This is a genomic window from Rhizobium sp. CBN3, assembly GCF_030518245.1.
Classification (GTDB): domain Bacteria; phylum Pseudomonadota; class Alphaproteobacteria; order Rhizobiales; family Rhizobiaceae; genus Rhizobium; species Rhizobium aethiopicum_A.
Window position 1 is genome coordinate 195,116 of record NZ_JAULSE010000010.1, and the last position, 23,651, is coordinate 218,766.

Sequence of the window (23,651 nt, forward strand, 5' to 3'; positions counted from 1 at the left end):
CTCGCTGATCAGAAGCCTCTCCGGCCGCTTCTGCGGCCGGAGGCACCGGAGACTGAAAGTCAATGCATCGGCGGATGAACAAGGTCACAGCACCGACGTAAACATCGGGACAGGCGAATTCCATCTTAGGTTCAGGGCTTGAACGGATGACCGAACATTTCTTCAGCAACGGCGGTAAATGGATCGCGTTCAGGCGCTCCTCGGATGACAAGTACTTGTTCGACGCTCGCGGCAAATGGGTGGGCTGGTTTCCCTGGGGTGACGAGGATGTGGTCGATACAACCGGAGCTTATCTCGGTTCTGTTTTCGGAAACCGCCTTCTACGGGAAACATCCGTGCCATACCGAGGGTATCCAGGTTATCCAGGTTATCCTGGTTATCCAGGCTACGCAGGGTATGTGGCTGGAACAGTAGACGTAAAACTTGGGAGCTAACCCCTAGTTTCATCGAATTCATGAAAGGGCTCGGCTGTCATTCGCTCGGGCGCTCTGATTCAGGGCTCGCGTCGAAGGCGTGCCTTCCGTAGAAAGGCAGATTGATGGCGATCCTCGGGTTTAATCTTCAGAAGGGCGAGCTGCACTTCTGCTTGATGGAAGGCACGAGAGCTAATCCACGGTACCTCGAGCATGACCGTCACCGGTTCGAAGTAGACCAGCCGAAGCCAGAGATGGCAAACTTTTTCAAGCAGACGTTCAACGAGCTGATCGAGGCGCGGCAGCCGCAAGGACTCGCATACCGCCTGTCGATGGACGGCAAAAAGGCTGATCAGATCGCCTATTTAACCTTCCCCTTCGGGATTCTTACCCTTGTTGCCCACGAGCGGGGGTTGGCCGTTGACCAATCGACCATCCACACCTTCACGAAGAAGGCGCTGGCGCATCCGGGTGACAAGTTCACGGCTTGCGATGAACGGATTGCGGATTGCCCTGCGGCCTGGCCGAACGCCGCCAAGCTCGCCGCCCTTGCCGCTTGGATGAGCCTTTGATGTCCGCCGTCGCTCCCCTGACGTTCCAGCCCGGCGAGATCGTGCTGAACAAGTACGAGATCGTCCGGCCGCTTGGGAGCGGTCAGTTCGGCGATGTCTTCCACGTCATCAATCGGAACCTGGGTCGTGAGTCTGCGCTGAAGCTAATCCGAGTCCACAATCCCGTGGAGCACCGCGCGGTCGTCGAGGCGCAGGCGCAGAGCCTCTGCGGCCACGACCACGTCGTGAAGGTGCTCACCGCCGACGTCTTCGACGGCGCGGTGCTCATCGAAATGGAGTACCTGGAAGGCGGCTCGCTGGCCGATCGGCTGCATCAGGAATTCGTGCCCGTCATCGAAACCATCGGTTACCTGAAGCAGATACTGTTCGCCCTCGAGCACGCCCACAACCGCGGAATCGTCCACCGCGACGTAAAGCCAGGCAACATCATGCTGACGGGCGGCATTGCCAAGCTGTCGGACTTCGGCACCGTCATCCATCCGGAGAGCGGGGTGAGGGTCACGGACTTGTTTTACAAGCCGCACGCCTCGCCGGAGGCCATCAACAACAGGGAGTTCTCGGCTGCCAGCGACGTGTTCGCCGCAGGTATGACGCTGCTCCGTGCCGTGAACAACATGAGCGGCTGGGACGCGGTCTTGAGCAACTCAAGGTGGCCTGCTCTTGTTAAGGAAGGTAAACTCGCGAACCAGGTGGGCTTCGCCGACCATATCCCGTTGAAGCTGAAACGTATCATTAAAAAGGCGATCAACCCCGTCGTTGCCGACAGGTACCCGACGGCTGCCGCCCTTCGCCAGGAACTAGAGCGGCTGCGGCCGGCTCGGCGCTGGATCCGCTTGAACGACAACGAGTGGACATGCAACTTCCAGGGAAGGGAGGAACGCGCCTTCTTCCAACCCGGCATGAAACCGTCGGTCGAATACACGATCGGCGGACGTCGCAATCGCTCGGATTGCCAAAGCTACAGAACGGAGCGCGAAGCTCGGACTCGTCTGGCAGATCTGGTGGCACGCTCGACGTTGGCGTGATGACATCGTATCGGGGTGAGCGGAACGGCACCGGCTCACCACTCCAGAGGTAGAACAGGTGCTCGCCTTCCCAGTAGGTAACCTCGCCGCTCCTGACGGTCCTCCTTGCACGCCACACAGTCTATCCGTTGAGGCGGCCGATGGTAGATCCGTCGAGCAGGGGAACTTCGGTTCCGCGTTGTCCGTAGCCGTCGTGGCTGACGGTACTTCATAAGGAGTGCAGCGTGCCTCGGTTCTTGTATGACCAGGGCGAACTGGTTCATGACGGCACTGTGAGGCCGTCCGGGCACTAAAAGTGCCCGGAGAGATAGCGCCCGTTTTGCGGATGTGCAGCGAATAGCCGTGCACCAGCCTGCGATCTGGAGTATCTAAATGGGTTGACGCGTGCTCGAAGACCTCCTGCGGTTCTCCTGGCAGATCGGAACTCAAGACGACGTCCTGAGTTTCGTCTGCGAGGTCGAACTTGATTTCGATTTCGGACAAGAGGCGTTCCAGGTTCGATTGAACACCGGCCACGCCGAAATCCGCGGGATGCTCAACTTTCACAAATGTAGGACGAAACGACTGACCTGCTAGTGACATCCGCCAAGTTTACGAGCTGTATCGGAGGCCCTTCAAGCTCCAGGAGTCAACACGAAACGAACCGACCTAGGCCTCGCTATAAAATGACGCTGAACCCCATACTGCCGAAACACCGCCTCATCCTTCTGCGCCACGCCAAATCCGCCTGGCCCGACGGTGTGGCCGACCGTGAACGGCCATTAGCGGATCGCGGGCGCAAGGCAGCACTCGTCATCGGCACCTATTTGATGCGCGAAAAGCTGATCCCCGATCTCGCCCTCGTCTCGCCGGCCCGCCGGGCGCAGGAAACCTGGAAGCTCGTCCGCCGGGCCCTTTCGAAAAAGGTCTCCGAACGAGAGGCGCCGGATATCTACGAGGTGTCGGCGGAGCGCATCCTCAATGTGATCCGGGCCGTCGAACCTGGCATCCGCACGCTGCTTATCGTCGGCCACAATCCCGGCATGGAGAATGCGGCCTCGCTCATCGTGGCGGATGGCAATGCCGATGCCGTGGGGCGCATGCGGGAAAAGTTCCCGACGGCGGGACTCGCCGTCATCGACCTCGATCTCGACAGATGGGACGAGATTGCGGCGGGCACCGGTTATCTCGAGCGGTTCATAACCCCACGATCATTGGGATAATAAGGCCACTTTCCGGTTTGAATTTGGTGGACATGGTGCACGGTCCCGATTCTGCCCGCGCCGGTCCGAACGGGCCGTCCACGGCAGAATGGTTCGACAGCGCCGACCTGGCCGGAGAACCCGTTCTCGTCAACGAATTGGGATCGGTTCTACAAGGTGATCCATTGCGGGCATCTCTTCCCTATATGGTGATGCTACACGCCGGGCAGCCGCTTCCCTCACCCGGTCAGAGTTCCGCCTTCGGGCTCTCCTTGGCCGGTACCTCCGGCCATTGTCAAAATGGCAGAATGTTGAACAGGCGCTTGCTCGCCCTCGCCGCCCAAGTCGGCTTCACCGTCCCGGCTGCCAACGGCGGGCCTGAGGACGGCGCCGGTGGCGATTGGTAGAACCGGTTGAGCATCGCGTCGCACACATAGTGACCCCAGTTGGTCAGGTGCTCGGTCTCCTCAGCGCCGAGGAAATGAAGGTAAGTGCCTACCTGCGCGGGAACGACCGATGACGGCGGCAGTGTGTAAGAGGCGTATGGCTTGAGTTCGGCGTCCTTGCTGTCGATCGACCAGTAGACGCCACGGGTTCGTGCGCGCAGCGCCGATTTCGCGAGATCGTCGAGGCCAAGCATATCGGCCTGCTTTGCAGCCTTGAAGCCGCCGATCAGGTCTCGGCGCCGCAAAGACCGCACCTGATTGTCCGTCGTATCGAGAACGCGCTTGAGCTGGGAGAGATAGTTCCAGTATCCTCGGGTCGAGGAGCGCCAAGGCGCGCCGGCATCGCCGACAAGCAGGCAATCGCAGCGTTTCAGCGCCGGCTCGATGCCGTGATTGTCGTAAACGCCGCCGTCGCTCAATATCGCCCGGCCCGGAGCGACTGGTTCGCCAACGGTGTCATCGAGTTTTTCTCTCTTCCAGGAAAACTGCGACAGGTCCAATCGCAGCGGTGACAGCACCGGCGGAAATGCGGCCGAAGCGGCAACCGCGGTTGCGAGCGAAAGTGTCGGATGGAACGACACCCCGATCCGGTAATCCGCGATATAGCGGTTCGACATCCGGAAGAGCGAACCGGTGCTGAGATTGCTGGCGCAAAATACGAACCAGGGCGAGCTCGGAAGCTCGCGCAGGCTTGGCGATCTTCCATCGAACAGATGTCGCTCGTAGAGTTTGGCGGCTTCCTCGGCCGCACTCGAGAAGGGATTGAACACCCCCTTGAGGAAGCTCGTCCCATCCGCGAACAACTGACTGAAGGCCAGAACGCGATCCAGATATTCGGTCCTGAAGTTGACGGCGATGTCGTTCTCGAAGATCAGCCTGGGCCAGATGTAGGCGAGCAGGCCGGAGGCGATGGAGCCGCCCGAGACCGACGAAATCATATCGAGTTTCGCCAGAAGACCGGCCTCGTTGAGCCTCGCAAGCGATCCAGCATGGAAAAGCATGGCCCGGTAGCCGCCACCGGAAAGGCAGAGGCCGAGTTTATAACGCTCAGCCGGCTTCTCGGGCTCGTCGGATCCCGACAAGACGGCATTCGATGGGGCATGCTCGTCTTCCGACATGCTCGGCCTCACTCAGGCTGAGTTTTCACCGATCTTTTTCTTCGGGCAAGCTGCCAACCTTTGCGGTCGCTTCCTGCAGACCGGCGATATCTACTCTGCATACCTCCGGGAGTTGGCATCGCATTTGTGCCACTCCCAGTTTATTTCGGCTTCATCCTTATAGCCATAGCACCAGTCGGCGCGATTGAGCAGCGGACCGAGTTCGTCGCGCCGTTTGCATGCCCGCAGCGTATCGGGTCCCTTGCGATCGACACTCGTGCGGCAGATGTCGTCCAGTCCTGTCCACTGATGGATCAACCGATCCGGCGCCTTGGCCCCCTTGTCCGTGGCGAGCACCTTTCCGGTCTCGGACTCGATCTGCAGAGAGGCCGTGTTCCACACGAAAGAGAATTCGGCCATCCCGGAGGACGTCTTACCCGTGTCTCTGTTTCCGGCAAACCACTCGACAATTCCCGACATTTCGCATTTTCCGGCACAGCTGGCCGTCACAGAGCCCGGCTTGACGCTGTAGATGCGCTCCGGCCAGCGTTGGGCGAAGGCTGCCTTTTCCTTCAGGACGGCATCTTTGTCGACCGAGTTTCCGAAGAAGGAGACCTCGTCGGCATAGACGCCCTTCATAAAGGCCAACGCCGAGGCACTTTCTTTCGACCATTCGTCATTGTATCGGTTGACGAAATCAATCGCCTCCGTGGTCAGGTCGCCGGGTTCGGAGCCGGCCATTTCTTCGGAATCGCTCGGGTCTGACGGCATGTCGGCGGGTGTTGCGCTCTCCTGCGGTGCGGCGCCCGGCGGGGGCGGCGCGCTTTCCTGGGCCGAGGGCATATCCTCGGGCGTGTTGATGTTCCAGTCCCGCATTTCCGCAGCGGTGAGATACCGTATATCGGTGCTGTCGATCGACAGGCTGAGCTGCAGCAGATTGGGGCTTACCCCCATCTCGGTGAGATAGCCGATGATCTCGCCGGTCAGTGCTTGAACAGTCGAGATGGCCAATTTGTTGTCGATGGCAACATCGTCGGACAGGGAAACCCGATGCACGCCGATAGAGCCCGGCTCGGCAAATCTTTCAACGCCACCGACGAAGGCGAAGGCGCAAGCCGACGCGCACTCGGCGGCTCTGATCTGTATCGTTTTTGCATTCAGGAGGCGGAGGGCCCGGCCGAACCTGATCGCTGCGACCACGTTTCCGCCGGGCGAGTCAAAGGTGACATAGCTCGGCTGGTACTGCATATATTCATCGACAAGCGTCATCGCATCGTCGGAACCCTCGAACACGCCTTTTATCGTCAGGGCGCGCTCTCCCGGCGCGGTCTCCAGACGTTGGTAGGAAATGGCTGCATGCCCCTCTCCGGCCATGGCGATGAACGCCAGCAGCGTGGATATCAACGAGACGAATTTCCGCATTCTTCCCCAGCCCTCGAGCACCCGTACCTTCTCCTGTCGTCATTCGCAGAATAGCTTGCGCAGGTCTGTATAGCCGGATGATGAAAATCACCTGCTCCACCCCAGCCTCATCCGCGACCGGCCGACGCCGATTACGGTCCGAAGAACAATAGCTTCGCAGAGAATGTTGACAGCTACCCCAGCAGCTCAGATCAATGCACAAGGGCGATCTTCTGGCAAGCGTCACAATCAGAAGTGATGAGACAAGGTAAATGCCGGCCCTTCGGAGGGCACAAGGCGTCATAGACGCGTGCAATTGATATCGGCTATGTCGCCTCGACCGACGCATTTGACCAGCGAGGCAGTTCGTGACTTCTTCCTATGACAACCACGCCCTTGATCTGAGGAATGATCCCGATTTCTTCGCCCTTCTTGCCGGCAGCTATCAGCGCATCGTCGGCCGCCCTCTTGTGGAGGATGGGCAAGGGCCGGACTGGCTTTACAGCCAAGCGCCTTTCGTGGTCCTCGCGCATAATACCCTGCCCGACCCGCGCTTCATCTATGCAAACAGGACTGCGCAGAACTGCTTCGAATATAGCTGGGACGAATTCATCATGCTGCCGTCGCGACTATCGGCCGAGCAGCCCGATCGCGCCGAGCGCCAGCGGCTGCTCGATGCCGTCACGCGCGATGGTTTCGTCGACAACGGACGCGGCCTCAGGGTCGCGAAATCGGGCCGCCGTTTCTGGGTCGACAACTTCACCGTTTGGCAGCTCGTCGATGAGACGGGCAAGCGGTTGGGCCAGGCGGCGATATTCTCTTATTGGCGGGACGCGTAGTTCCTACGGTTTCACGCGGTCCGGATGCGCTGCCTGAAAGGCGGGGAGTTCGGCGCATCTGGCGTCGATATCGCTGATGCGTCCGAAAGCAGTCATATCAACTCCCCAGCGGCGGGCATTGTAGACCTGGGGAACAAGGCAGAGATCGGCCATCGTCGGCCTGCCGCCAAAGCTGAACGCGCCATCGGATTCGCGGAGCATGATCTCCAGCTTGCGAAGTCCATCGCCGATGAAATGCTTCATCCATTCCTCGCGAGCCTCGGCCTTATCGGTCAGCGTCAGAAGATGCGAGACGACATGCAGGTTGCAGATCGGGTGGATGTCCATGGCAACCGCATATGCGAGAGCGCGCACTCTGTGGCGACCGAAGCTATCCGATGGCAACAATCCGTATTCCGGCCGAGACTCGGCCAGATATTCGATGATGGCCAGCGACTGTGTCAGCGTTTTCCCATCGATCATCAGTGTCGGCACGAGCCCCTGCGGGTTGAGCGCGAGATAGTCCGGCATTCTGTGCGCACCGTCGAGCAAGTTGATCGGCACGGTCTGGTAGTCGAGGCCCAAAAGATTGAGCGCGATCCGCACGCGATAACTCGCCGATGACCGCCAGTAGTCGTAGAGAATGATTTCGTTCATCCCCCGGCAGCTCCCTCGTATCGTCCGACCGTCTGCTCGATCGCTCCGAAGATCGAATGGCCGGCATGATCCTTCATCTCGATGCGGACCTGGTCGCCGAACCTCATGAAGGGGGTCTTCGGCGATCCACTCTCGATGGCCTCGATCATTCTCAATTCGGCAATGCAGGAGTAGCCATTTCCTCCCTCGCCCACCGGCTTGCCGGGGCCACCGTCGAGCTTGTTGGAGACCGTGCCGGAGCCGACAATCGTCCCGGCCACCAGGTGGCGGGTTTTGGCGGCATGGGCGATCAGCTGGCCGAAATCGAATGTCATGTCGATGCCGGCATTCGCCCTGCCGAATGGCCTGCCATTCAAGCTCACGAGCAGCGGCAGGTGCAGCTTGCCGCCATCCCACGCCTCTCCAAGTTCGTCGGGCGTCACCGCCACCGGCGAGAATGCCGATGCGGGCTTGGATTGGAAGAAGCCGAAGCCCTTGGCGAGCTCCTCGGGGATCAGGCCGCGCAACGACACGTCGTTGACGAGCATCAGCAGGCGGATGACGCCGCGGGCAGCCTCGGGGCTGGCTCCCATGGCGACGTCGCCGGTGATGACGGCGACTTCTCCCTCCATGTCGATCCCATAGGCCTCGTCCGCCATCAGGATCGGATCGCGGGGCGCAAGAAAACCATCCGACCCGCCTTGATAGATCAGCGGATCGGTCCAGAAGCTGGCCGGCATCTCGGCGCCGCGCGCCTTGCGCACCAGCTCCACATGGTTGACGTAGGCCGAGCCGTCGGCCCACTGGAAGGCGCGCGGCAAAGGCGATGCGGCGTCATGTTCGTGAAAGCGGATGGTCGGCTGAGCGCCCGTCTCGATGCCTTCGGCAACCCGCCGAAGTCTCGGAGCGACATGCTCCCAGTCGTCGAGCGCCGCCTGCAGCGTGAGGGCGATGTGGCCGACCTCCGAACAGCGGGTCAGATCGCGGGACACGACGACGAGGCGGCCGTCCCTGGTGGAGTCCTTCAAGGTCGCAAGTTTCATGTCTCAATTCCAGTGCCGGAGGAAGCTTCGCCGATCTTGATCGATCCTGTCACTTGATGCCCGGAGTTCCGTCGAACTTGCGTTCGAGGCCATCCCAGCATTCGAGGTAATCGTCCTGCAGCGTTTCGAGCTCGGCCGCATATTTGGTCAGCTGCTGCGGATAGCGGGTCTCGAACATGAAGGCCATGGTGTTATCGAGTTTCACCGGCTTGAGTTCGCTGTTGGATGCCTTTTCGAAGGCGAGCGCATCCGGCCCGTGGGGCAGCATCATGTTGTGCAGGCTGATCCCGCCAGGCACGAAGCCCTCCTCCTTGGCGTCATACTGGCCGTGGATCAGCCCCATGAACTCGCTCATGATGTTGCGGTGGTACCAGGGCGGGCGGAAGGTGTGTTCGGCGACCAGCCAGCGCGGCGGAAAGATCACGAAATCGACATTCGCCGTGCCGGCATCTTCCGTCGGCGCCGTCAGCACCGAGAAGATCGACGGATCGGGGTGATCGAAGCTGATCGCGCCGACCGGCGAAAATGTCCGCAAGTCGTATTTGTAAGGCGCGTAGTTGCCGTGCCAGGCAACTACATCAAGCGGCGAGTGGCCGATCTCGGTGACATAGAATTTGCCGCACCATTTCACGTGGACGCGGCAGGGTGTCTCCTTGTCTTCAAAGGCGGCCACCGGCGTCTTGAAGTCGCGCGGGTTTGCCAGGCAATTGGCGCCGATTGGCCCGCGGTCCGGCAATGTGAATTTCGCGCCATAGTTCTCGCAGATATAGCCGCGCCAGACCGTCTGCTCGCCCACTGACATGATCTTGAACATCATGCCGCGGGGAATGAGGCATATCTCCAGGGGCTCGACGTCCATGATGCCCATCTCGGTGAACACTCTGATGGCGCCGAGTTGCGGCACGATCAGCAGCTCGCCGTCGGCGTTGAAGAAGTAATCGTCCACCATATCTTCATTGAAGACATAGGCATGAGCGGACATGCCGACCTGGGTCGCGGCATCGCCCGCCGTCGTCATCGTCCGCACCCCTTGCAGAAAGGTCAGCTTCTCCTCAGGCGCGGGGATCGGATCCCAGCGGAGCTGGCCGAGCGGCAGCGAATTCTCGTCGAGACAAGGCGCGGTTTTCCAGAGCGGATAGGACGCGTTCGAGAAGCGGCGCGTGTGGCGCACGCTCGGGCGAATGCGGTACAGCCAGGATCTTTCATTCGTGCCCCGCGGAGCGGTGAAGGGCGAGCCGGAAAGCTGCTCGGCATAAAGGCCGTAGTTGCATTTCTGCGGGCTGTTCTGGCCCTGCGGCAAAGCGCCCGGCAGCGACTCCGTCTCGAAGTCGTTGCCGAAGCCCGGCATATATTTCAGTCTGTTTGCCGTCGCCGCTTCCGCATCGGCGGCCTGGATCGTTGTCTGGTCCATGCTCAACTCCTCCCGAAAACTCTACTGCGCCGTAGAGTTTACTCCGCTGCCGTGCCGATGACACCACGCTTGATCTGATCTGCCTCGATCGACTCGAAAAGGGCACGGAAGTTGCCTTCGCCGAAACCCTCATCGCCCTTGCGCTGAATGAATTCGAAGAAGATCGGGCCGATTACCGTCTTGGAGAAGATCTGCAGCAGGATTTTCGTCATGCCGCCGTTCACCACACCTTCGCCGTCGATCAGGATGCCGTGCTTCTTCATGCGGTCGATCGGTTCGTCATGGCCATGCACGCGTTCATAGGACATGTCGTAATAGGTCTCGGGAGGGCCTGGCATGAAGCGCAGGCCGTTATTGGCAAGCCGGTCGGTCGCTTCGTAAATATCCTCCGTCCCAACAGCGATGTGCTGGATGCCCTCGCCCCGGTACTTCTTCAGGTATTCCTCGATCTGGCTGGTATCGTCCTTCGATTCATTCAGCGGAATGCGGATTTTGCCGCAGGGCGAGGTGATGGCGCGGCTGACCAGACCGGTGATGCGGCCGTCAATATCGAAGAAGTGGATCTGCTTGAAATTGAACAGATTGCGGTAGAAATCCCACCACTTGTCCATGTTGCCGCGGAAGACGTTGTGGGTGAGATGGTCGAGATAGTAAAAGCCGATCCCGGGCGGCTTCGGATTGGGCTCGCCCAGCCAATCGAACTCGGCCTCGTAAGCCGATCCCTTTGCCCCATAGGTCTCGACGAAATAAAGCAGCGAGCCGCCGATGCCGACAATCGCCGGAACGTCGAGCACCTTGTCGGTTCCCTCATAGGGAACGGCGCCTTTCGACACGGCGTGATCGAAGGCGTGCCTGGCATCGACCACGCGCCAGGCCATCGACGGGGCGCAGGGGCCGTGTTTTGCGACGAAACGGGCGGCATGACTGCCGGGCTCGGCATTCACGACATAATTGATGTCGCCCTGGCGCCAGACGGTGATGTCTTTCGACTTGTGCCTGGCGACCGCGACATAGCCCATGCGTGTGAAGAGCTCGCTGAGTTTCCCAGGCTCGGGGTGAGCGAATTCGACGAATTCGAAGCCGTCGGTGCCAGCCGGATTGTCGGCGGTGATTTCCGACGGAGGCGCATCATGCGGGAACGGACCCATTTTCTTTTCCTCCAGAGCAGATTGCATTTTCTATGCAAACTATGGCTCAAAACACGCGCAAAGTTCTTGCGTTCTTGATGCGTAAGGAACAGTTTATGCACGACCTGTGAGCATTTTGGAGATTTTGCGCAATGGATGAGCCCCTCGACAAATTGGACCTGCGCCTCCTCCTGGAACTTCAAAAGGACGGCAGGCTCACGAACAACGAGCTTGGTGAGCGGATCGCGCTTTCGCCGTCGCAATGCTCACGCCGACGCACCAGACTGGAGGCCGAGGGATATATTCGCAGCTACCGTGCCCACCTCGATCGGGAGAAGCTGGGGCTCGATATGCTGGTGGTCATTTCCGTCACGCTTGCCACCCACAACCGAGATAATGCCCGCCGATTTTCGCAACTGATCAACGGCCTGCCCGAGGTTCTCGAAGCCTATGCGCTGACCGGCGAGATGGACTATCACCTCAAGGTGGCGACCCGCGGGCTCGCCGATCTGTCGAAATTCGTCAACGACGTTCTGCTGCCGCACGAATCCGTGCAGCACGTGAAAACCTCAATCGTGCTCGACACGCTGAAGACGTTCGAAGGCTACCCGGTGATGATGCCGGGCAGCCGGCATGGCGACAGCGCGCGATAAAAGTCAGAGCGGCAGTTCGGTGGAGAATTTCAGCTCGCGCAACACGAAGCTCGATACGACGGTGCGCACATGCGGATTTCGCATCAGATAGCGGGTCATGAAGGCTTCGTAGCTTTCGACGTCCCTCGCCCTTATCTTCAGCATGTAGTCGAAGGCGCCCGACAAGGCGTAGCACTCCATGATCTCCGGCCGCTCCAGCACCACTGAAGCGAAAGAAGCCACCGCCTCCTCATGATGATCCTCCAGCGTGACATGGGCAATCACGCAGAGCTTGAGATCGAGTTTGCCGGGATCGAGCAACGTCACGCGCTTGCGGATGACGCCGTCGGCTTCGAGTTCCTGGATCTTCCGCCAAGCCGAGCTCTGCGACATGCCGGCCTTTTCCGCCAGGTCCGCCAGCGACAGAGTGCCGTCGGCCTGGATCAGTTGCAGAAGCTTGCGGCGGAAATTCCCAGTTTCTTTCATTTTCACCACCACATTCGAGAATATCTCCCACCACTATGGCGACAGCCGGCATGAAAGAAAAGAAAATCCGTCAAACACGGAGCATAATGACAGAAATATTGCCATTCCCGGGAGGATAAATCGATGACCAAGGAAAGCAGCTACACCGCCAAACTGCCCGGCCCGGACGGCCTCTATGACTATACATCCGAAGAAGATGCGATCTGGGGCGAACTCTACCGGCGTCAGATGAAGCTCTTGGCCGACAAGGCTTGCCAGGAATATCTGGACGGCGTCAAACTGCTCGGGCTCAGGCCGGAGAAAGTGCCGCAGCTCCTCGATGTGAACAGACGCCTGAACGAGACCACCGGTTTCGGCGTGGAAGGCGTGCCGGCGCTCATTCCGCCTTCGCGCTTCTATGAACTTCTGTCGCAGGGCAAGTTCCCGCTGGCGACCTTCCTGCGCCGCCGCGAGCATATCGATTATATCGAGGAACCGGATCTGTTCCACGAAGTGTTCGGCCATTGCCCGCTGCTGACCAATCAGAGCTATGCCAATTTCGTCCGGCATTTCGGTGAAACCGCCATGAGCCTCGGCAAGGGCTATTCATGGCATCTGTTCCGGATTTTCTGGTTCACCGTCGAATTCGGCCTGATCAACACACCGCAGGGCCGCCGCTGCTTCGGCGCCGGCATCGTCTCCTCTCCGAGCGAAGCGAAGGCGGCGACGGAAGGCACGGCGTGCGAATTCCGGCCGTTCGATTTGATGAGCGTGCTTCGGACACCCTACCGCATCGATATTCTCCAGCCGATCTACTATGTGATCGACAGCTTTGCCGATCTCGAGGCAATCGTGGAGCAGGATATCGGCGGCGCGATCCTCAAGGCGAAATCGCTGGGAGATTTCGCCCCGGCTTTCGAAGCCAAGGCTTCGTGATTGAAAGCCAACGTCTGGAGAAAATGGCTGAGCCACAAAATGAAAGTTTGGCTTCCACGCGTGGTGGATGCCACGACCCTGCCACCTGATGCGCTAAGCGCAACCTCTATCGCGCACCTACGATGGGACTGATGGCCAATCCCCGAATTTCCGGAAAAATGCGCGGGAGAAAGCAGCCGCACTGCCAAATCCGACTTGACGCGCCACCGCCTTCACCTTCGCCCCTTTGGCGAGCTTTCGTCGAGCAAGAATCAAACGCCACCCCGTCAAATAGGCCTGCGGCGTTGTGCCGACCACGTTACGAAACAGGGCCATGAAATGGCTCCTTGACATCCCTGCCGCTGCAGCAAGGTCATCGCTGTTCCAGGCGCGCGCCGGCGCATCATGCATTGCCACCAAGGCCCGATGTAACGAGGGATGAGACAGGCCCGCTAGCAAGCCAGGCCCGGTCGCCCCACGATCAATCGCCGACCTCAGAATGAGCAGAACAATGACTTCGCCAAGGCGATTGAGGGCGGCGCTGCGTCCGCAGCGAGATTCCAGCGCTTCCGCCATGAAGGCGGCCGTGATGTCCCGAAGAGCTGGAATATCGTTGATGCCGATGAGGACCTGGTCAGGCAATGCATTCATGAGCGGGTTATGCGCCCCCTCGAAATCGACCGCCGCGGTCATCAACGCCGATGGCTCGGGAACGCTGTCGCTCCGTGGTTGGAGAACGATTGCTTCGACTGGGCCGCCTGCTTCACCAATCACGAACAGCCGGGCACGGCCATACCTCATCGGCGTTGGGTCTAGCGAGACTTCCAGTTCGAATGCGTCAAAGAAGGCCGTCAGGCGATCAACTTTTCGAAAAGGCTTCGGGCTTTCGATCATGATTCTCGGACTAATGATGATCAGAATTATGGAATGGTGAGGCCTTGACGTCAACACGGCGTCTGGCGTTTGACCTAAGGGAGTTGATCAATGTTGATCCCGAGAACACTAGCCCCCAATTTGACCATCAAGACCCTTCAGCATGGCGAGTTCAATCTGACGAGCGAAAGCCCATCGCTCATGACGCTTGTGTGCTTCTACCGTGGGCTCCACTGCCCCGTCTGCGCAAACTATCTCAAAGAGTTGGATCGGATGACGCCAGCCTTCGAAGAGCGCGGGGTAAGTACAATCGCTATAAGCTCTGATGGGGAAGACCGCGCCAGGCAGATGGCGGACAAAATCGGTGCTGAACACCTGCGGGTCGGTTATGGCCTGTCGTTGAGCGTGGCGCGGCAATGGGGTCTTTATATTTCCAGTTCGCGCGGCAAGACATCGATTGGCATCGAGGAACCCGAACTTTTCTCAGAGCCGGGCGTGTTCTTAGTCAGGCCGGATCGGACGATCTATTGGCTCTCGGTGCAATCCATGCCGTTTGCGCGGCCAAATTTCGCCGAGATGGTGCAGGCGTTGGATTTCGTGATCAAAAACGGCTACCCGGCAAGAGGTGAATATACGGGAGGGGTCTAACGCCGCCTGGTCGCGACCCGCCGGAAGGCAGCTGCGGCCATCATCTTGTTCAAGTGATCGTCAGATCTGGGTTTCACTTCGGATCGGCGGGACTGCGATTGACGAACTCGACCAGGACGCCCGGTCTGACCATGCCGGCCAGCTCTTCGGCGTCCCAATTCGTCAGCCGTACGCAGCCATGCGAGCCGACCTTATCGATGAGCTTCGGCTCCGGCGTCCCGTGTATGCCATAGGTCGGCTCGGTCAGGTCGATCCAGACGCTGCCGACCGGACCATTCGGCCCCTTCGGGATCGTCAGGACCTTGTCGTTCTTTCCCTGCTTGAAGTTGCGCTTCGGATCATATCGGTAGACCGGCATTCTCGATACGCCCTTGACCTTGTGCTTTCCTGAAGGCGCCGGATTGTCCTCGCTGCCGATCGTCGCGGGATAGACGGCAAGCAGCGAGCCATCCTCGCCATAGGCCAGCACCTGCCCTGTCTTCTTATCCGCCTCGATGCTCTTGACCTTACCTTCCCTGGGAGGGCCGGGATTGACGACCCACACCTTGTCGCCGGGCGCGAAATGCGAACCTGGGTTGATCGCGTTCAAGAGATCGAGATCCATGTGGAAGCGTTCGGACAGCTTCTCCGCAACGCTGGTATAGCCGAGGCTCTGCATCTTTGCCTTCTCGCCATAATCCTCAGGGATTCTGTCAACGAGCTCCGTGGCGTCCTCCGGCGAGACGACATAGCTCTCGACGATGGGCGAATTGTCCTCCAAGCGGGAGGCGACATCCGGATCCGGCCTGCCGTCGACCGGAAGCTTGTTCATCGCCTCGAAGCCGGCCACCGCCTTGTCGACGTTCTCGCCGGAGAGGCCGTCGATCACGCCGGGAGACGAGCCGGCACGGTCGAGCAGGACCTGGAGGCGGACGATCGCCGGATCCGGATCGGCGGGCGACAGCTTTCCTTTCCCGATGTCGGCAAGGGAAGCGGCGTTGATCGTTTCGGGGAGAAGCTCTCGCGCCGGGGCGCCGCCAACGGAGAGGGCCAGAGCGAGCAGCGACATCGGCAGGGCTGTTTTCATGGACAACAAATGACCAACGTGGGAATTTGTTCCCACCACCGGTCGGGCATCGTCGACGCAGCATCTGCTAAAAGTCCGCGAGACCGATAGCAGGCTCTCGGTCACGGCGTCTTCGCTTGATTCCTGGCCTCGCGTGATCTTGCGGCGCGGCGGGCGGGCCTCAGTTCTTCGATCGTCGGCTGCCACCATTCGGCATCCCGACGGGGAGGCGTTTTCGCAGGCCAGGTACGGACAAGTTCGTCGAATGTCGGCACCCGCCAATACCCCCAGAGATGATCCTCGGTGACGCCGGGATAGAAATCCGCGACGAGAGCCGGATCGACCAGTTCGCCGGTGATATAAGTAAAGACAACGATCCCATACGAGGTGGCCACCGGACGCCCTGTCGGCGGCAGATCGTCGGCCGGAAGCGGGTAACGGCGGCGCTTGCGTTCTGCTGCGCGAAGCCTGCTGCGCAGCTCCTGTTCGGTTCCCTTCCGCTCGTCGGCACGCCGTCGCCTCTCCTCCGGTTCGTTTCTGCGAGCCGCCGTTTCGATCTCAGGCCATCTGCGTCTCAGTTCCTCATAGGATCGAAAGGGCACGTGCCATATTCGAAGATCGCCATCCCATCGCGAGAACGGCACCTCGCGAAGCTCGTCGACGACGGTTTTTGAATAGGGCGTGCGGATTCGAAAGCCGGCCTTGCCGAGTTCCAGATATGGACTGTCGATGGGATCGAAGGCGAAGGCATCGCGCCCCTTCGCATCCGCATGCGCGTCGGCTTCGGCCTCCAGCTCGGCAAGCCATCGGCCGATGCGACGGGACGCGGTTCGGCCGGGAACGAACCAGGCCTTTCGGACGTCGTTCCAGCGGGCACGCGGGAAACGGTTTCGGAACTGCTCGACAGTCATCCTGTCGTAAGGGAAGGAAACTTCTGCGCCTGGCTTCGGCTCATCGTCACGGGGCGACATCTCGTCCTGGTCGGCGGGCGATTTTGTTTCGGTCATAGGAGGAGAACGCTTCCGCGCCGGGATCGGTTTCCGGCGCGCCCGTCCGTCGCCTTAACGACGCTAGTGAACCGTCTTCGACGGCTTCTGCGGGTGCGAAATGTTATGCAGCGTTGCCATGAGCTTTTCGAACTCGTTCAAGACACGGTTGAACTCGGCGTCCGGCATCGTGACGATTTCCGATACTGTCGAAGAAACTGACGCGATCAGTTTATCGATCCAAACGCAGCGATCGGCCGACACATTCCCGAGAACTTCGCGACGGAGTATCTTCAACTCGCGAAGAATGCGAACGATAAGGGCTCCGCGCTCCGCCCTGCTCAAGAACGGAAGCCTTGTCTGCGCCTGGTGGATTTCTGCTATCAGCGTCGTCGCCATCCCCGCTCTCCGCCCCTCAAATACAACCGGATATCACAACCGATGCGATTACAACACGGACTTTAGTCTGGCTAGCCAGCACGGTACCATTTTGTACAAGCTGCCCGACCATGGTTAATTGCTCGTCGCGACCAGATCCGACAAGTCGCAGCTTCGGCGCGGACCATCCCATGGCTGATAGGTGTTGTCTTCCGGTCGGTACGATCTGTAGCGGGCGGCGCATCGGGCAGCCGCCTGGGCATTGACTTTCGTGCCGCCGGCCTCAGGGCTTGCGGCGATATTCTGCTGGAACGGCGAAGAGCATTCGCGGATGTCGCCCTTATAGGATCGGTAGCTGTTGGTCGCAGGATCGAAGGAACGGTAGCGTTCGGCACACCAGGCAAGGTGCTCGGCGGAGAATTTTGGCTGCGGTGCCTGTAGTTCTGTCGACGGACGAGCGGGTTGCGAAGCCATCCTTGGCGCGACGGTCGCCGGAGCCTCGGTGACATAGCTGGAATAGACAGGCGGAATTCGCTCATAATGCTGCCGATGGGGATCGACCTTCACCGGATTCGTCGTCCATAGATCGGGGGCGGCAAGGTCCGTGAGCGCGGGTGGTCCGGGATCCGCCACCACATGCGAGGCAAGGGAGGCCGCTGCCATGCAGGCGCCAACCGAGCTGGCAATGCCGAAGGCGACGCTTGCAATGGCATTCATTGGCCCGCTCCCTGCTGTTGTGCCTGGGGAACCCAGACACGCGGCCCGGCGCTGCTGTGACCGCCGGTGGCGACCAGCACGGCGATAATGCCGACGATCGCCAAGAGAATGGCGATCAGCGGCACGGCGAGACCAGCGGATTTCTCTTCGGAATAGATCATGTTCCCTCTCCTCGATCCGTGCGGCCGCACGACGACGCTGCCGTCCATCGTGCGGCTGATCTGAAGATGATTTGCGAAAGGAAGACGCGGCAGAGCCACGTGAACGATCAGGTCACTTGATCACCTGGATCACCTTGCGCGACGACGGTTCGACAATGACACGCTCGTCGTTGACGACCGCGTAGGCATATTTCGGGTCGTCCGGAACGGGGGTCACGACGACCGTTTCCGGCAGGGGCTGGCCGACGACCACCTTTTCCTTCACAACGACGCGTGCCGACGGTGCCGGCGCCTCGCGAACATAGGTGACGACCTTTTGCGGCGGCGGATCGATTGCCGTACCGACGACTGCGCCGGCAACGCCGCCGATGGCAGCACCGGCCGGACCACCAACGATAGCTCCGGTGATTGCGCCACCAGCCGCACCATTGACGGTCGAGGACTGGGCGAATGCGACACCTGACATCAGGGTCATGGCAGTTGCTGCGCCTGCAATTAGCTTGAAGAGCATCTTTTCCTCCTTGCTTTTCAATGCGGCCTGCTTGCCGCTGCCAAACCAACTTGCTGGCAACGAGGTCGTTCCACGCCTCGGACCTCGGTCTGAGGCATCCCGGCCCTTGGTCTGGATTTCATTATTCGTCAGCCGCGCTATTCTCGAGCCGAACGCCATCGCATCGCGGGCTTGGGCAGGAGACCGAGGGAGATGACACGATCTAACCGCCGGGAAGCAGGACGCAGGCGCCTGGCGATGCGTCTGCCGCAAATGCGGACGCTGATCATGCAGGCGCGCGACCCGTGGCAGCTCGAGCTTTTCGAGGCCTATCAGATGGCAGTCGAGGCGCGTGATCGGCTTCGAAGACGACGGTTCAATTTAAAGCTGGTGCGGGAATATGACGAAACCTGTGTCGAGATCGAACAGCACGTCATCGGCGCGATGCATGCCCCTCCCTACCCCGACTACTGCCTCATCCCCTAATCGGGGACCGTAGGTTTAATCCAGGCGCCAGGGCAATGATTGTCCGCACGAGCCCCGGCACCGGCAATCGGCGCGCGAGAGGATGCCGGAAGAGGTTAAGCGGCCCGGCCGGAGACGACCAGGGCGCTCATGCTGCCGCAAGGACGGACGCCATAGCGGGACGCGACCCGCTCGGCCACCTCATCAACGATCTCCGACATGCGCTCCGGCGCCCGCCATTCGATTTCTCCGCTGAGCGGCGTGCCCCGGCAGAAGGCGGTCGCGACATCCTGTGCTGTGGCCGCGATAGAGGTCCGTTCGAGCCGTTCGCAGGAAACCGCCTCGAATCCCGCCGATGATACTTCAGCCTTGATCGGACTGGGGTCGAAGTAAGAATATGGCAAGCGCCTGAGGAAATCGGGAGGGTCCGACGGGAAGAGGTCTGTCAGACATTCGTCCACACATCTTGCGAAGTCGTTGGCAGCAAGCGAATCCCACGTCGAAAACAGGAAATGGCCCCCGCTCCGCAACACTCTTTTCGCCTCGCCATAGGCCTTCGGCTTATCCGGAAAGAACATGACGCCGAACTGGCAAACGACGAGATCGAACATCAAAGGGGCGAACGGCAGATCTTGCGCATCCGCGTGCATCCAATGCGTTCGCGACATCGTCACAGATGGTGCGCCGACGTCGATCATCGCCTGGCTGAGGTCGGTGGCAACGATCTCGGCGGCCGGATCGAGCCTCGCCCGCAGAGCGCGTGTCAAGGCGCCGGTCCCCGCCGCGACTTCGAGCACGCTGACCGGCTTCGACCGTTCGGCGGCGATTGCCATTTCCAACGCATAGGGCTCAAATAGAATCGGCACGAGAAGGGCTTGGTAAAGATCGGCGACGCCTGCCCCAAACGGAGGGGGAGACGCGACAAATGCGGCATCTGCACCGTCATCGATGTTCGCAGAAACTGTCACCACATGTCTCCCAACACAGCTCCATCGAAGTTGAAATATGGCTGAATCTGCTGTTGTCCACGGGGACGGACCTTGGTCCCAGGCCTCTTCGACCGAAGTCCCCGAAGCGGAACGGTCACCTAACCGCGTCGTTTGAACGATATGGAAGGAGATCCGCTTATGCCCCAGAGGAACAGATCCCATGTCAACGACGCCTGGAACGCCTCCGTCATTGCCCTTGTCATCGTTCTGGCCGGTCTCCTCTATGTCTTCGGCGCAGCCATGTCAGGCGATAGCATTCATTTGACCGAGAGCATCAGAGGCGCTGAGGTCTTCGATACCAGGAATCTGCCCTGATACAGTCTGGAAAAACTCCAAAGACGCTGTAGGTTAGTCGGCAAAGTCTCTTGCCGGTATCAAAATGAATTGGCTGCGCCGCTGGAATGCCCGCTCACTCGCCTCGCAATTTTTCATCGCGGGTGGCTTGGTCTCGATCGCCGCCATGTTTCTCGTGGGCATCCTTGTCACCCATCTGATCGAGGAAGCCGTCATTCATAATTCCGGCGCGGCGACGGCACTTTACGTCGACAGTGTGGTGGCGCCGCTGCTTCCCGACATGCAAACGGAATCGCTGCTGGACGAAGGCAGCGCTCAGGCTCTCGACGAAACGCTCGGCCAGGGGGCGCTTGGCAGGCGCCTTGTCTCATTCAGGTTATGGCGAAACGACGGCACCATCCTCTATTCGAAGGACAAGGAGCTGGTGGGCCAGAAGTTTCCGCTGAACGCCAAGCTGCAGAAGGCATTCGCCGGCTCGCTGGTTGCGCGCTACGAGATTGCCGATGACCCGGAAAGCGGTGCCGAGCGCGCGCTCGGCAAGCCGCTGATGGAAATCTACAATCCGGTTCTCCAGCCGTGGTCCGGCCAGGCGGTCGCTGTGCTCGAATTCTACGAGACCGCGGAAGGCCTCGGCGACAGTCTGGCGCATGCGAGGCTGCAGAGCTGGGGAGCAGTCGCCACTCTCACAGGCGTCTTTTTCCTCGTTCTCTCCGCCCTGGTGTTTCGCGGAAGCCGCACGATAGAAGCGCAGCGCAGGGATCTCAAGGAACGGGTCAAGGAATTGTCTGCGCTGCTGGCGGAAAATCGCGGCCTCCAGCGGCGGCTGCAGCGCGCCTCGCAGCGCGTGGCGGCGCTGAACGAAACATATCTGCGCAGCATTGGTGCCGATCTGCACGACGGTCCGGCACAGCACATTGCCTATGCTTCACTGAGACTGGACAGCGACTTATTGATCAACGCATCCACCGAACCCGAAGCACGCGAAAAAGAACTTGCCTGGATACGCTCGAGCCTCGCGGAGGCCATGACGGAAATCCGCAATATCTGCAGCGGACTGGTGCTCCCGCAGATCGAAAAGTCCTCGATCACCGATATCGTGCTGCGGGTCGTCGAAGCGCACCGGCACAAGACCGAAACCGTTGTCGAAACGATCATCGACGAGGATGGACCCGAGCTCGCTGCTGCCGTAAAGATCTGTATCTATCGCTTCGTTCAGGAAGCCTTGAACAACGCCTATCGCCACGGCGGCGGCGTTCAGCAGACCGTGAAAGCCGTGTCGCACAATGGTCATGTTTGTGTGGAGGTCAGTGATCGTGGCGATGGGTTCGATCCGACGGAGGTGAGGCCGACAAGCCTCGGCCTGGTAGGGCTGCGCGAACGCATCGACAGCCTGGGGGGATCTTTCGATATCAAGACGGGTGAAGGAGGAACGACCGTGACCATGACCTTCGAGCCTATGGAAGCTGGAGAATAGAGATGAAACCAATCACCGTCGGCGTCGTGGACGACCACCCGCTTTTTCGCGAGGGTGTAACGCGGAGCTTGTCGGAGATGAGCGACTTCGTGGTCATTGGCGAAGGGGCCAGCAGCGAAGACGCCGCCATGATCGCATCGAACAACCTCCCCGACGTGATGCTTCTCGATGTCTCGATGCCCGGCGGCGGATTGGCTGCGATCGCCGACGTCCTGGCGCTCAGCCCGACGACGAAAGTGCTGATGTTGACCGTATCCGAGGAGGTGGACACGCTGCTCGGAGCCCTGCAGCAGGGCGCGATGGGCTACGTTCTCAAAGGTGTCGGATCCCGCGGCCTCGCGGAAGCGATTAAAACCGTCCTCAGCGGATCGCGATATGTCTCGCCGACGATGTCGGCGAAGGCGATGGAAAATTCGCTGCAAAACGGAAACTCAGACAAGAACAGTCTGACGCCAAGGGAGCGCGAGGTGATGGATCTCGTCGCCCAAGGTCTGTCCAACAAGCATATCGGCCTGCGCCTCAACCTGCAGGAAAAGACCGTAAAGCACCATATGACCCAGATCCTGAGCAAGCTCGGCGCCTCGAACAGGACCGAAGCGGCCCTGCAATGGCGCGAACGGCGATAGCGCCGGGTCGACCTGCGATCCCTACGGCGCCGTTTTCCGCATCTCAGCGAAGGAAATTGCTCAGCCGGTTTGCGTCGCTCGCCGTCGCCTGGCGGCTTATGATCGTCCTGCCCTTCGCGTCCTTCATGACATAGCGGCCACTGCGCAGGCTTTCGGTGATACCGTTCGCGTGGCGAACGTTGATCGACCCATCGGTACCTTCGGTCGCTCTGGCCTTCGATCCCGTCGACGAGGAAGCCGAGGATGAAGAGGATCCGGCGTTGCTGTTGGAGCTTCCACCTGCGCTGTTGCCGGAACTATTACCGCTGTTACCGCCCCCATTGCCACTGCCTCCCCCGTTGCCATTCCCTCCGCCGTTGCCGTTTCCGCCGCCGTTGCCGCCCCCGTTATTACCGTCTTTTGCCTCTGCTTGTTTCACCGTCAGAACGCGAAGGGAACCATCGAGATTGATTGTCACAGGCGATGCGGCAACCACCAAGGCGACCGCCGCGCTGCCGCCCAATCTCAGAAAATCCCGTTTCGAGATAGTCAATGCCATTGCCTTGTTCATCCGTTCTTCGCCGTTCCTATGCTTATGGGAGGCCTTGAGGACTTTCGCTTTTCCGAAGGCTAAATGCAACCGGACCTAGGTACCAAGAAAAGGCAGGACTTTGGTCCGGCATGCAGTGAATGCGCCCCCAAAAATACGAGCGATGTCATCACAAATACTGCCTGGGCGCGTATATTGCCGACATTGTCGCCATAGTGTTGCTGGATGAGGCGCAGACGCATTTTTCTGGAACTTCTTTCCTCGTCACCGCTTTGATTATCAAAGTGCAACAGAGGAAACCGCGATGCCGAACCCGAATGATTCACCCGCCGTCCAGTCCCTGCGAAAAGAGCAGGCAGAGCAGCGAAAACAGTCCCGAAAGGGCGAACTCGACAAAGCGATCGAAGACACGTTTCCCGCTTCTGATCCCGTCTCCGCCACCCATACCTCCATTCCCGCCGGCCGCAGCGATGTCGAGGCGGCTGAGCGAGTGAAGCGGGAGCCGGATCCGACCGCCATTGACCAAGAGTATCCGCTGGTCGATCAGGCCCTGCGCTCCTCGGACAGATTCAACGCCGACCGCGAGGAACTGCGTGCGCTTCAGAAAGAAGCCGGCCGGATGGCTGAGTCCGCGTCGGAGCTGGCGTCCGGAACAGCCCGTCTGGCAAAGGCGGAAGCTAGGAGTTTCGTCCAGGATATGGAGGACAGGATACGCCAGCAGCCGCTGACTGCCGCAGCGATCGTCGCCGCCATCGCCTTCGTGTACGGCGCAACCCGTTGAAAGGGCGACCACC

Annotated in this window: 28 protein-coding genes; 12 read left to right on the forward strand and 16 right to left on the reverse strand. The window is 60.0% G+C overall.

Features of this window, described 5'->3' with window-relative positions:
* The first annotated feature begins 538 nt into the window (after positions 1–538).
* The 3 genes from QWJ46_RS17295 (at position 539) to QWJ46_RS17305 (ending at position 3,212) form a co-directional block, all read left to right on the forward strand.
* On the forward strand, positions 539–985 hold the full coding sequence (locus QWJ46_RS17295; protein WP_302752335.1) for a hypothetical protein: 447 nt from the start codon (positions 539–541) through the stop codon (positions 983–985).
* A complete protein-coding gene (locus tag QWJ46_RS17300) occupies positions 985–2,010 on the forward strand; it encodes a serine/threonine-protein kinase (RefSeq protein ID WP_302752337.1) in 1,026 nt (341 codons plus the stop codon). The genes QWJ46_RS17295 and QWJ46_RS17300 overlap by 1 nt, the downstream gene beginning before the upstream one ends.
* Before the next feature lie 665 nt (positions 2,011–2,675).
* On the forward strand, positions 2,676–3,212 hold the full coding sequence (locus QWJ46_RS17305; protein WP_302752339.1) for a histidine phosphatase family protein: 537 nt from the start codon (positions 2,676–2,678) through the stop codon (positions 3,210–3,212).
* A gap of 274 nt (positions 3,213–3,486) precedes the next feature.
* On the opposite strand, the gene QWJ46_RS17310 is transcribed toward QWJ46_RS17305, so the two are convergent.
* Entirely contained in the window at positions 3,487–4,755 is a 1,269-nt protein-coding gene (locus QWJ46_RS17310; protein ID WP_302752341.1) for a patatin-like phospholipase family protein, read from the reverse strand.
* A gap of 90 nt (positions 4,756–4,845) precedes the next feature.
* The gene (locus QWJ46_RS17315; protein WP_302752343.1) at positions 4,846–6,177 is read right to left on the reverse strand and encodes a hypothetical protein; all 1,332 of its coding nucleotides are present in this window, start codon (positions 6,175–6,177) and stop codon (positions 4,846–4,848) included.
* 326 nt (positions 6,178–6,503) lie between these two features.
* Here QWJ46_RS17315 and QWJ46_RS17320 point away from each other — a divergent pair, with 326 nt between their 5' ends.
* Positions 6,504–6,974 (forward strand): MEKHLA domain-containing protein, encoded by a 471-nt coding sequence (locus QWJ46_RS17320; protein ID WP_302752344.1) that lies wholly within the window; start codon positions 6,504–6,506, stop codon positions 6,972–6,974.
* A gap of 3 nt (positions 6,975–6,977) precedes the next feature.
* Here QWJ46_RS17320 and maiA read toward each other — a convergent pair whose 3' ends face one another.
* The 4 genes from maiA to hppD are packed head-to-tail and all read right to left on the reverse strand — an operon-like array spanning position 6,978 to position 11,191.
* Positions 6,978–7,610, reverse strand: a complete 633-nt coding sequence (gene maiA, locus QWJ46_RS17325; RefSeq protein ID WP_302752345.1) for a maleylacetoacetate isomerase — start codon at positions 7,608–7,610, stop codon at positions 6,978–6,980.
* A complete protein-coding gene (locus QWJ46_RS17330) occupies positions 7,607–8,632 on the reverse strand; it encodes a fumarylacetoacetate hydrolase family protein (RefSeq protein ID WP_302752347.1) in 1,026 nt (341 codons plus the stop codon). Before QWJ46_RS17330 ends, maiA begins: the two co-directional genes overlap by 4 nt.
* Before the next feature lie 49 nt (positions 8,633–8,681).
* Positions 8,682–10,043, reverse strand: coding sequence for a homogentisate 1,2-dioxygenase (gene hmgA / locus QWJ46_RS17335; RefSeq protein WP_302752349.1), 1,362 nt, complete (start codon positions 10,041–10,043; stop codon positions 8,682–8,684).
* Positions 10,044–10,081: 38 nt separating this feature from the next.
* Positions 10,082–11,191: a 4-hydroxyphenylpyruvate dioxygenase gene (gene hppD / locus QWJ46_RS17340; RefSeq protein WP_302752351.1), complete on the reverse strand. Its 1,110-nt coding sequence runs from the start codon at positions 11,189–11,191 to the stop codon at positions 10,082–10,084.
* Positions 11,192–11,322: 131 nt separating this feature from the next.
* Here hppD and QWJ46_RS17345 point away from each other — a divergent pair, with 131 nt between their 5' ends.
* Positions 11,323–11,823: an Lrp/AsnC family transcriptional regulator gene (locus QWJ46_RS17345; RefSeq protein ID WP_064801992.1), complete on the forward strand. Its 501-nt coding sequence runs from the start codon at positions 11,323–11,325 to the stop codon at positions 11,821–11,823.
* A gap of 3 nt (positions 11,824–11,826) precedes the next feature.
* Here the strand turns inward: QWJ46_RS17345 and QWJ46_RS17350 are convergent, their stop codons facing one another.
* Positions 11,827–12,288 (reverse strand): Lrp/AsnC family transcriptional regulator, encoded by a 462-nt coding sequence (locus tag QWJ46_RS17350; RefSeq protein WP_064801990.1) that lies wholly within the window; start codon positions 12,286–12,288, stop codon positions 11,827–11,829.
* Positions 12,289–12,411: 123 nt separating this feature from the next.
* Between QWJ46_RS17350 and QWJ46_RS17355 the strand changes: the two genes are divergently transcribed.
* Positions 12,412–13,203: a phenylalanine 4-monooxygenase gene (locus QWJ46_RS17355; protein WP_302752355.1), complete on the forward strand. Its 792-nt coding sequence runs from the start codon at positions 12,412–12,414 to the stop codon at positions 13,201–13,203.
* A 117-nt stretch (positions 13,204–13,320) separates the two neighbouring features.
* Here QWJ46_RS17355 and QWJ46_RS17360 read toward each other — a convergent pair whose 3' ends face one another.
* Complete coding sequence (locus tag QWJ46_RS17360; protein ID WP_302752357.1) at positions 13,321–14,076, reverse strand: AraC family transcriptional regulator; 756 nt, start codon at positions 14,074–14,076, stop codon at positions 13,321–13,323.
* Positions 14,077–14,166: 90 nt separating this feature from the next.
* Here QWJ46_RS17360 and QWJ46_RS17365 point away from each other — a divergent pair, with 90 nt between their 5' ends.
* Positions 14,167–14,703, forward strand: a complete 537-nt coding sequence (locus tag QWJ46_RS17365) for a peroxiredoxin-like family protein (protein ID WP_302752358.1) — start codon at positions 14,167–14,169, stop codon at positions 14,701–14,703.
* Between the two features lie 73 nt (positions 14,704–14,776).
* On the opposite strand, the gene QWJ46_RS17370 is transcribed toward QWJ46_RS17365, so the two are convergent.
* From QWJ46_RS17370 to QWJ46_RS17395, 6 genes are all read right to left on the reverse strand, one after another.
* Entirely contained in the window at positions 14,777–15,769 is a 993-nt protein-coding gene (locus QWJ46_RS17370; RefSeq protein ID WP_302752360.1) for a L,D-transpeptidase, read from the reverse strand.
* 101 nt (positions 15,770–15,870) lie between these two features.
* Positions 15,871–16,755: a hypothetical protein gene (locus tag QWJ46_RS17375; protein ID WP_302752361.1), complete on the reverse strand. Its 885-nt coding sequence runs from the start codon at positions 16,753–16,755 to the stop codon at positions 15,871–15,873.
* Between the two features lie 63 nt (positions 16,756–16,818).
* Positions 16,819–17,133 (reverse strand): hypothetical protein, encoded by a 315-nt coding sequence (locus tag QWJ46_RS17380; protein WP_064810147.1) that lies wholly within the window; start codon positions 17,131–17,133, stop codon positions 16,819–16,821.
* Between the two features lie 114 nt (positions 17,134–17,247).
* Entirely contained in the window at positions 17,248–17,829 is a 582-nt protein-coding gene (locus QWJ46_RS17385) for a BA14K family protein (RefSeq protein WP_302752363.1), read from the reverse strand.
* Positions 17,826–17,990 carry a hypothetical protein gene (locus QWJ46_RS17390; RefSeq protein ID WP_302752366.1) on the reverse strand — a complete coding sequence of 55 codons (165 nt, stop codon included), beginning with the start codon at positions 17,988–17,990 and terminating at the stop codon, positions 17,826–17,828. The genes QWJ46_RS17385 and QWJ46_RS17390 overlap by 4 nt, the downstream gene beginning before the upstream one ends.
* 112 nt (positions 17,991–18,102) lie before the next feature.
* Positions 18,103–18,501, reverse strand: coding sequence for a DUF1236 domain-containing protein (locus QWJ46_RS17395; protein WP_085777859.1), 399 nt, complete (start codon positions 18,499–18,501; stop codon positions 18,103–18,105).
* 192 nt (positions 18,502–18,693) lie between these two features.
* Here QWJ46_RS17395 and QWJ46_RS17400 point away from each other — a divergent pair, with 192 nt between their 5' ends.
* The gene (locus QWJ46_RS17400) at positions 18,694–18,966 is read left to right on the forward strand and encodes a hypothetical protein (RefSeq protein ID WP_302752367.1); all 273 of its coding nucleotides are present in this window, start codon (positions 18,694–18,696) and stop codon (positions 18,964–18,966) included.
* 95 nt (positions 18,967–19,061) lie between these two features.
* On the opposite strand, the gene QWJ46_RS17405 is transcribed toward QWJ46_RS17400, so the two are convergent.
* A complete protein-coding gene (locus tag QWJ46_RS17405) occupies positions 19,062–19,913 on the reverse strand; it encodes a class I SAM-dependent methyltransferase (RefSeq protein ID WP_302752368.1) in 852 nt (283 codons plus the stop codon).
* A 159-nt stretch (positions 19,914–20,072) separates the two neighbouring features.
* On the opposite strand from QWJ46_RS17405, the gene QWJ46_RS17410 reads away from it, so the two are divergent.
* The 3 genes from QWJ46_RS17410 to QWJ46_RS17420 all read left to right on the forward strand — a co-directional run bounded on the left by QWJ46_RS17410 (position 20,073) and on the right by QWJ46_RS17420 (position 22,328).
* Positions 20,073–20,249, forward strand: a complete 177-nt coding sequence (locus QWJ46_RS17410; RefSeq protein ID WP_176439481.1) for a hypothetical protein — start codon at positions 20,073–20,075, stop codon at positions 20,247–20,249.
* 64 nt (positions 20,250–20,313) lie between these two features.
* On the forward strand, positions 20,314–21,702 hold the full coding sequence (locus QWJ46_RS17415; protein WP_302752372.1) for a sensor histidine kinase: 1,389 nt from the start codon (positions 20,314–20,316) through the stop codon (positions 21,700–21,702).
* Between the two features lie 2 nt (positions 21,703–21,704).
* On the forward strand, positions 21,705–22,328 hold the full coding sequence (locus QWJ46_RS17420; RefSeq protein WP_302752374.1) for a response regulator transcription factor: 624 nt from the start codon (positions 21,705–21,707) through the stop codon (positions 22,326–22,328).
* Positions 22,329–22,371: 43 nt separating this feature from the next.
* On the opposite strand, the gene QWJ46_RS17425 is transcribed toward QWJ46_RS17420, so the two are convergent.
* On the reverse strand, positions 22,372–22,860 hold the full coding sequence (locus QWJ46_RS17425; RefSeq protein WP_302752393.1) for a hypothetical protein: 489 nt from the start codon (positions 22,858–22,860) through the stop codon (positions 22,372–22,374).
* A 301-nt stretch (positions 22,861–23,161) separates the two neighbouring features.
* Here QWJ46_RS17425 and QWJ46_RS17430 point away from each other — a divergent pair, with 301 nt between their 5' ends.
* Positions 23,162–23,638 carry a hypothetical protein gene (locus QWJ46_RS17430; protein WP_302752375.1) on the forward strand — a complete coding sequence of 159 codons (477 nt, stop codon included), beginning with the start codon at positions 23,162–23,164 and terminating at the stop codon, positions 23,636–23,638.
* Positions 23,639–23,651: the final 13 nt, after the last annotated feature.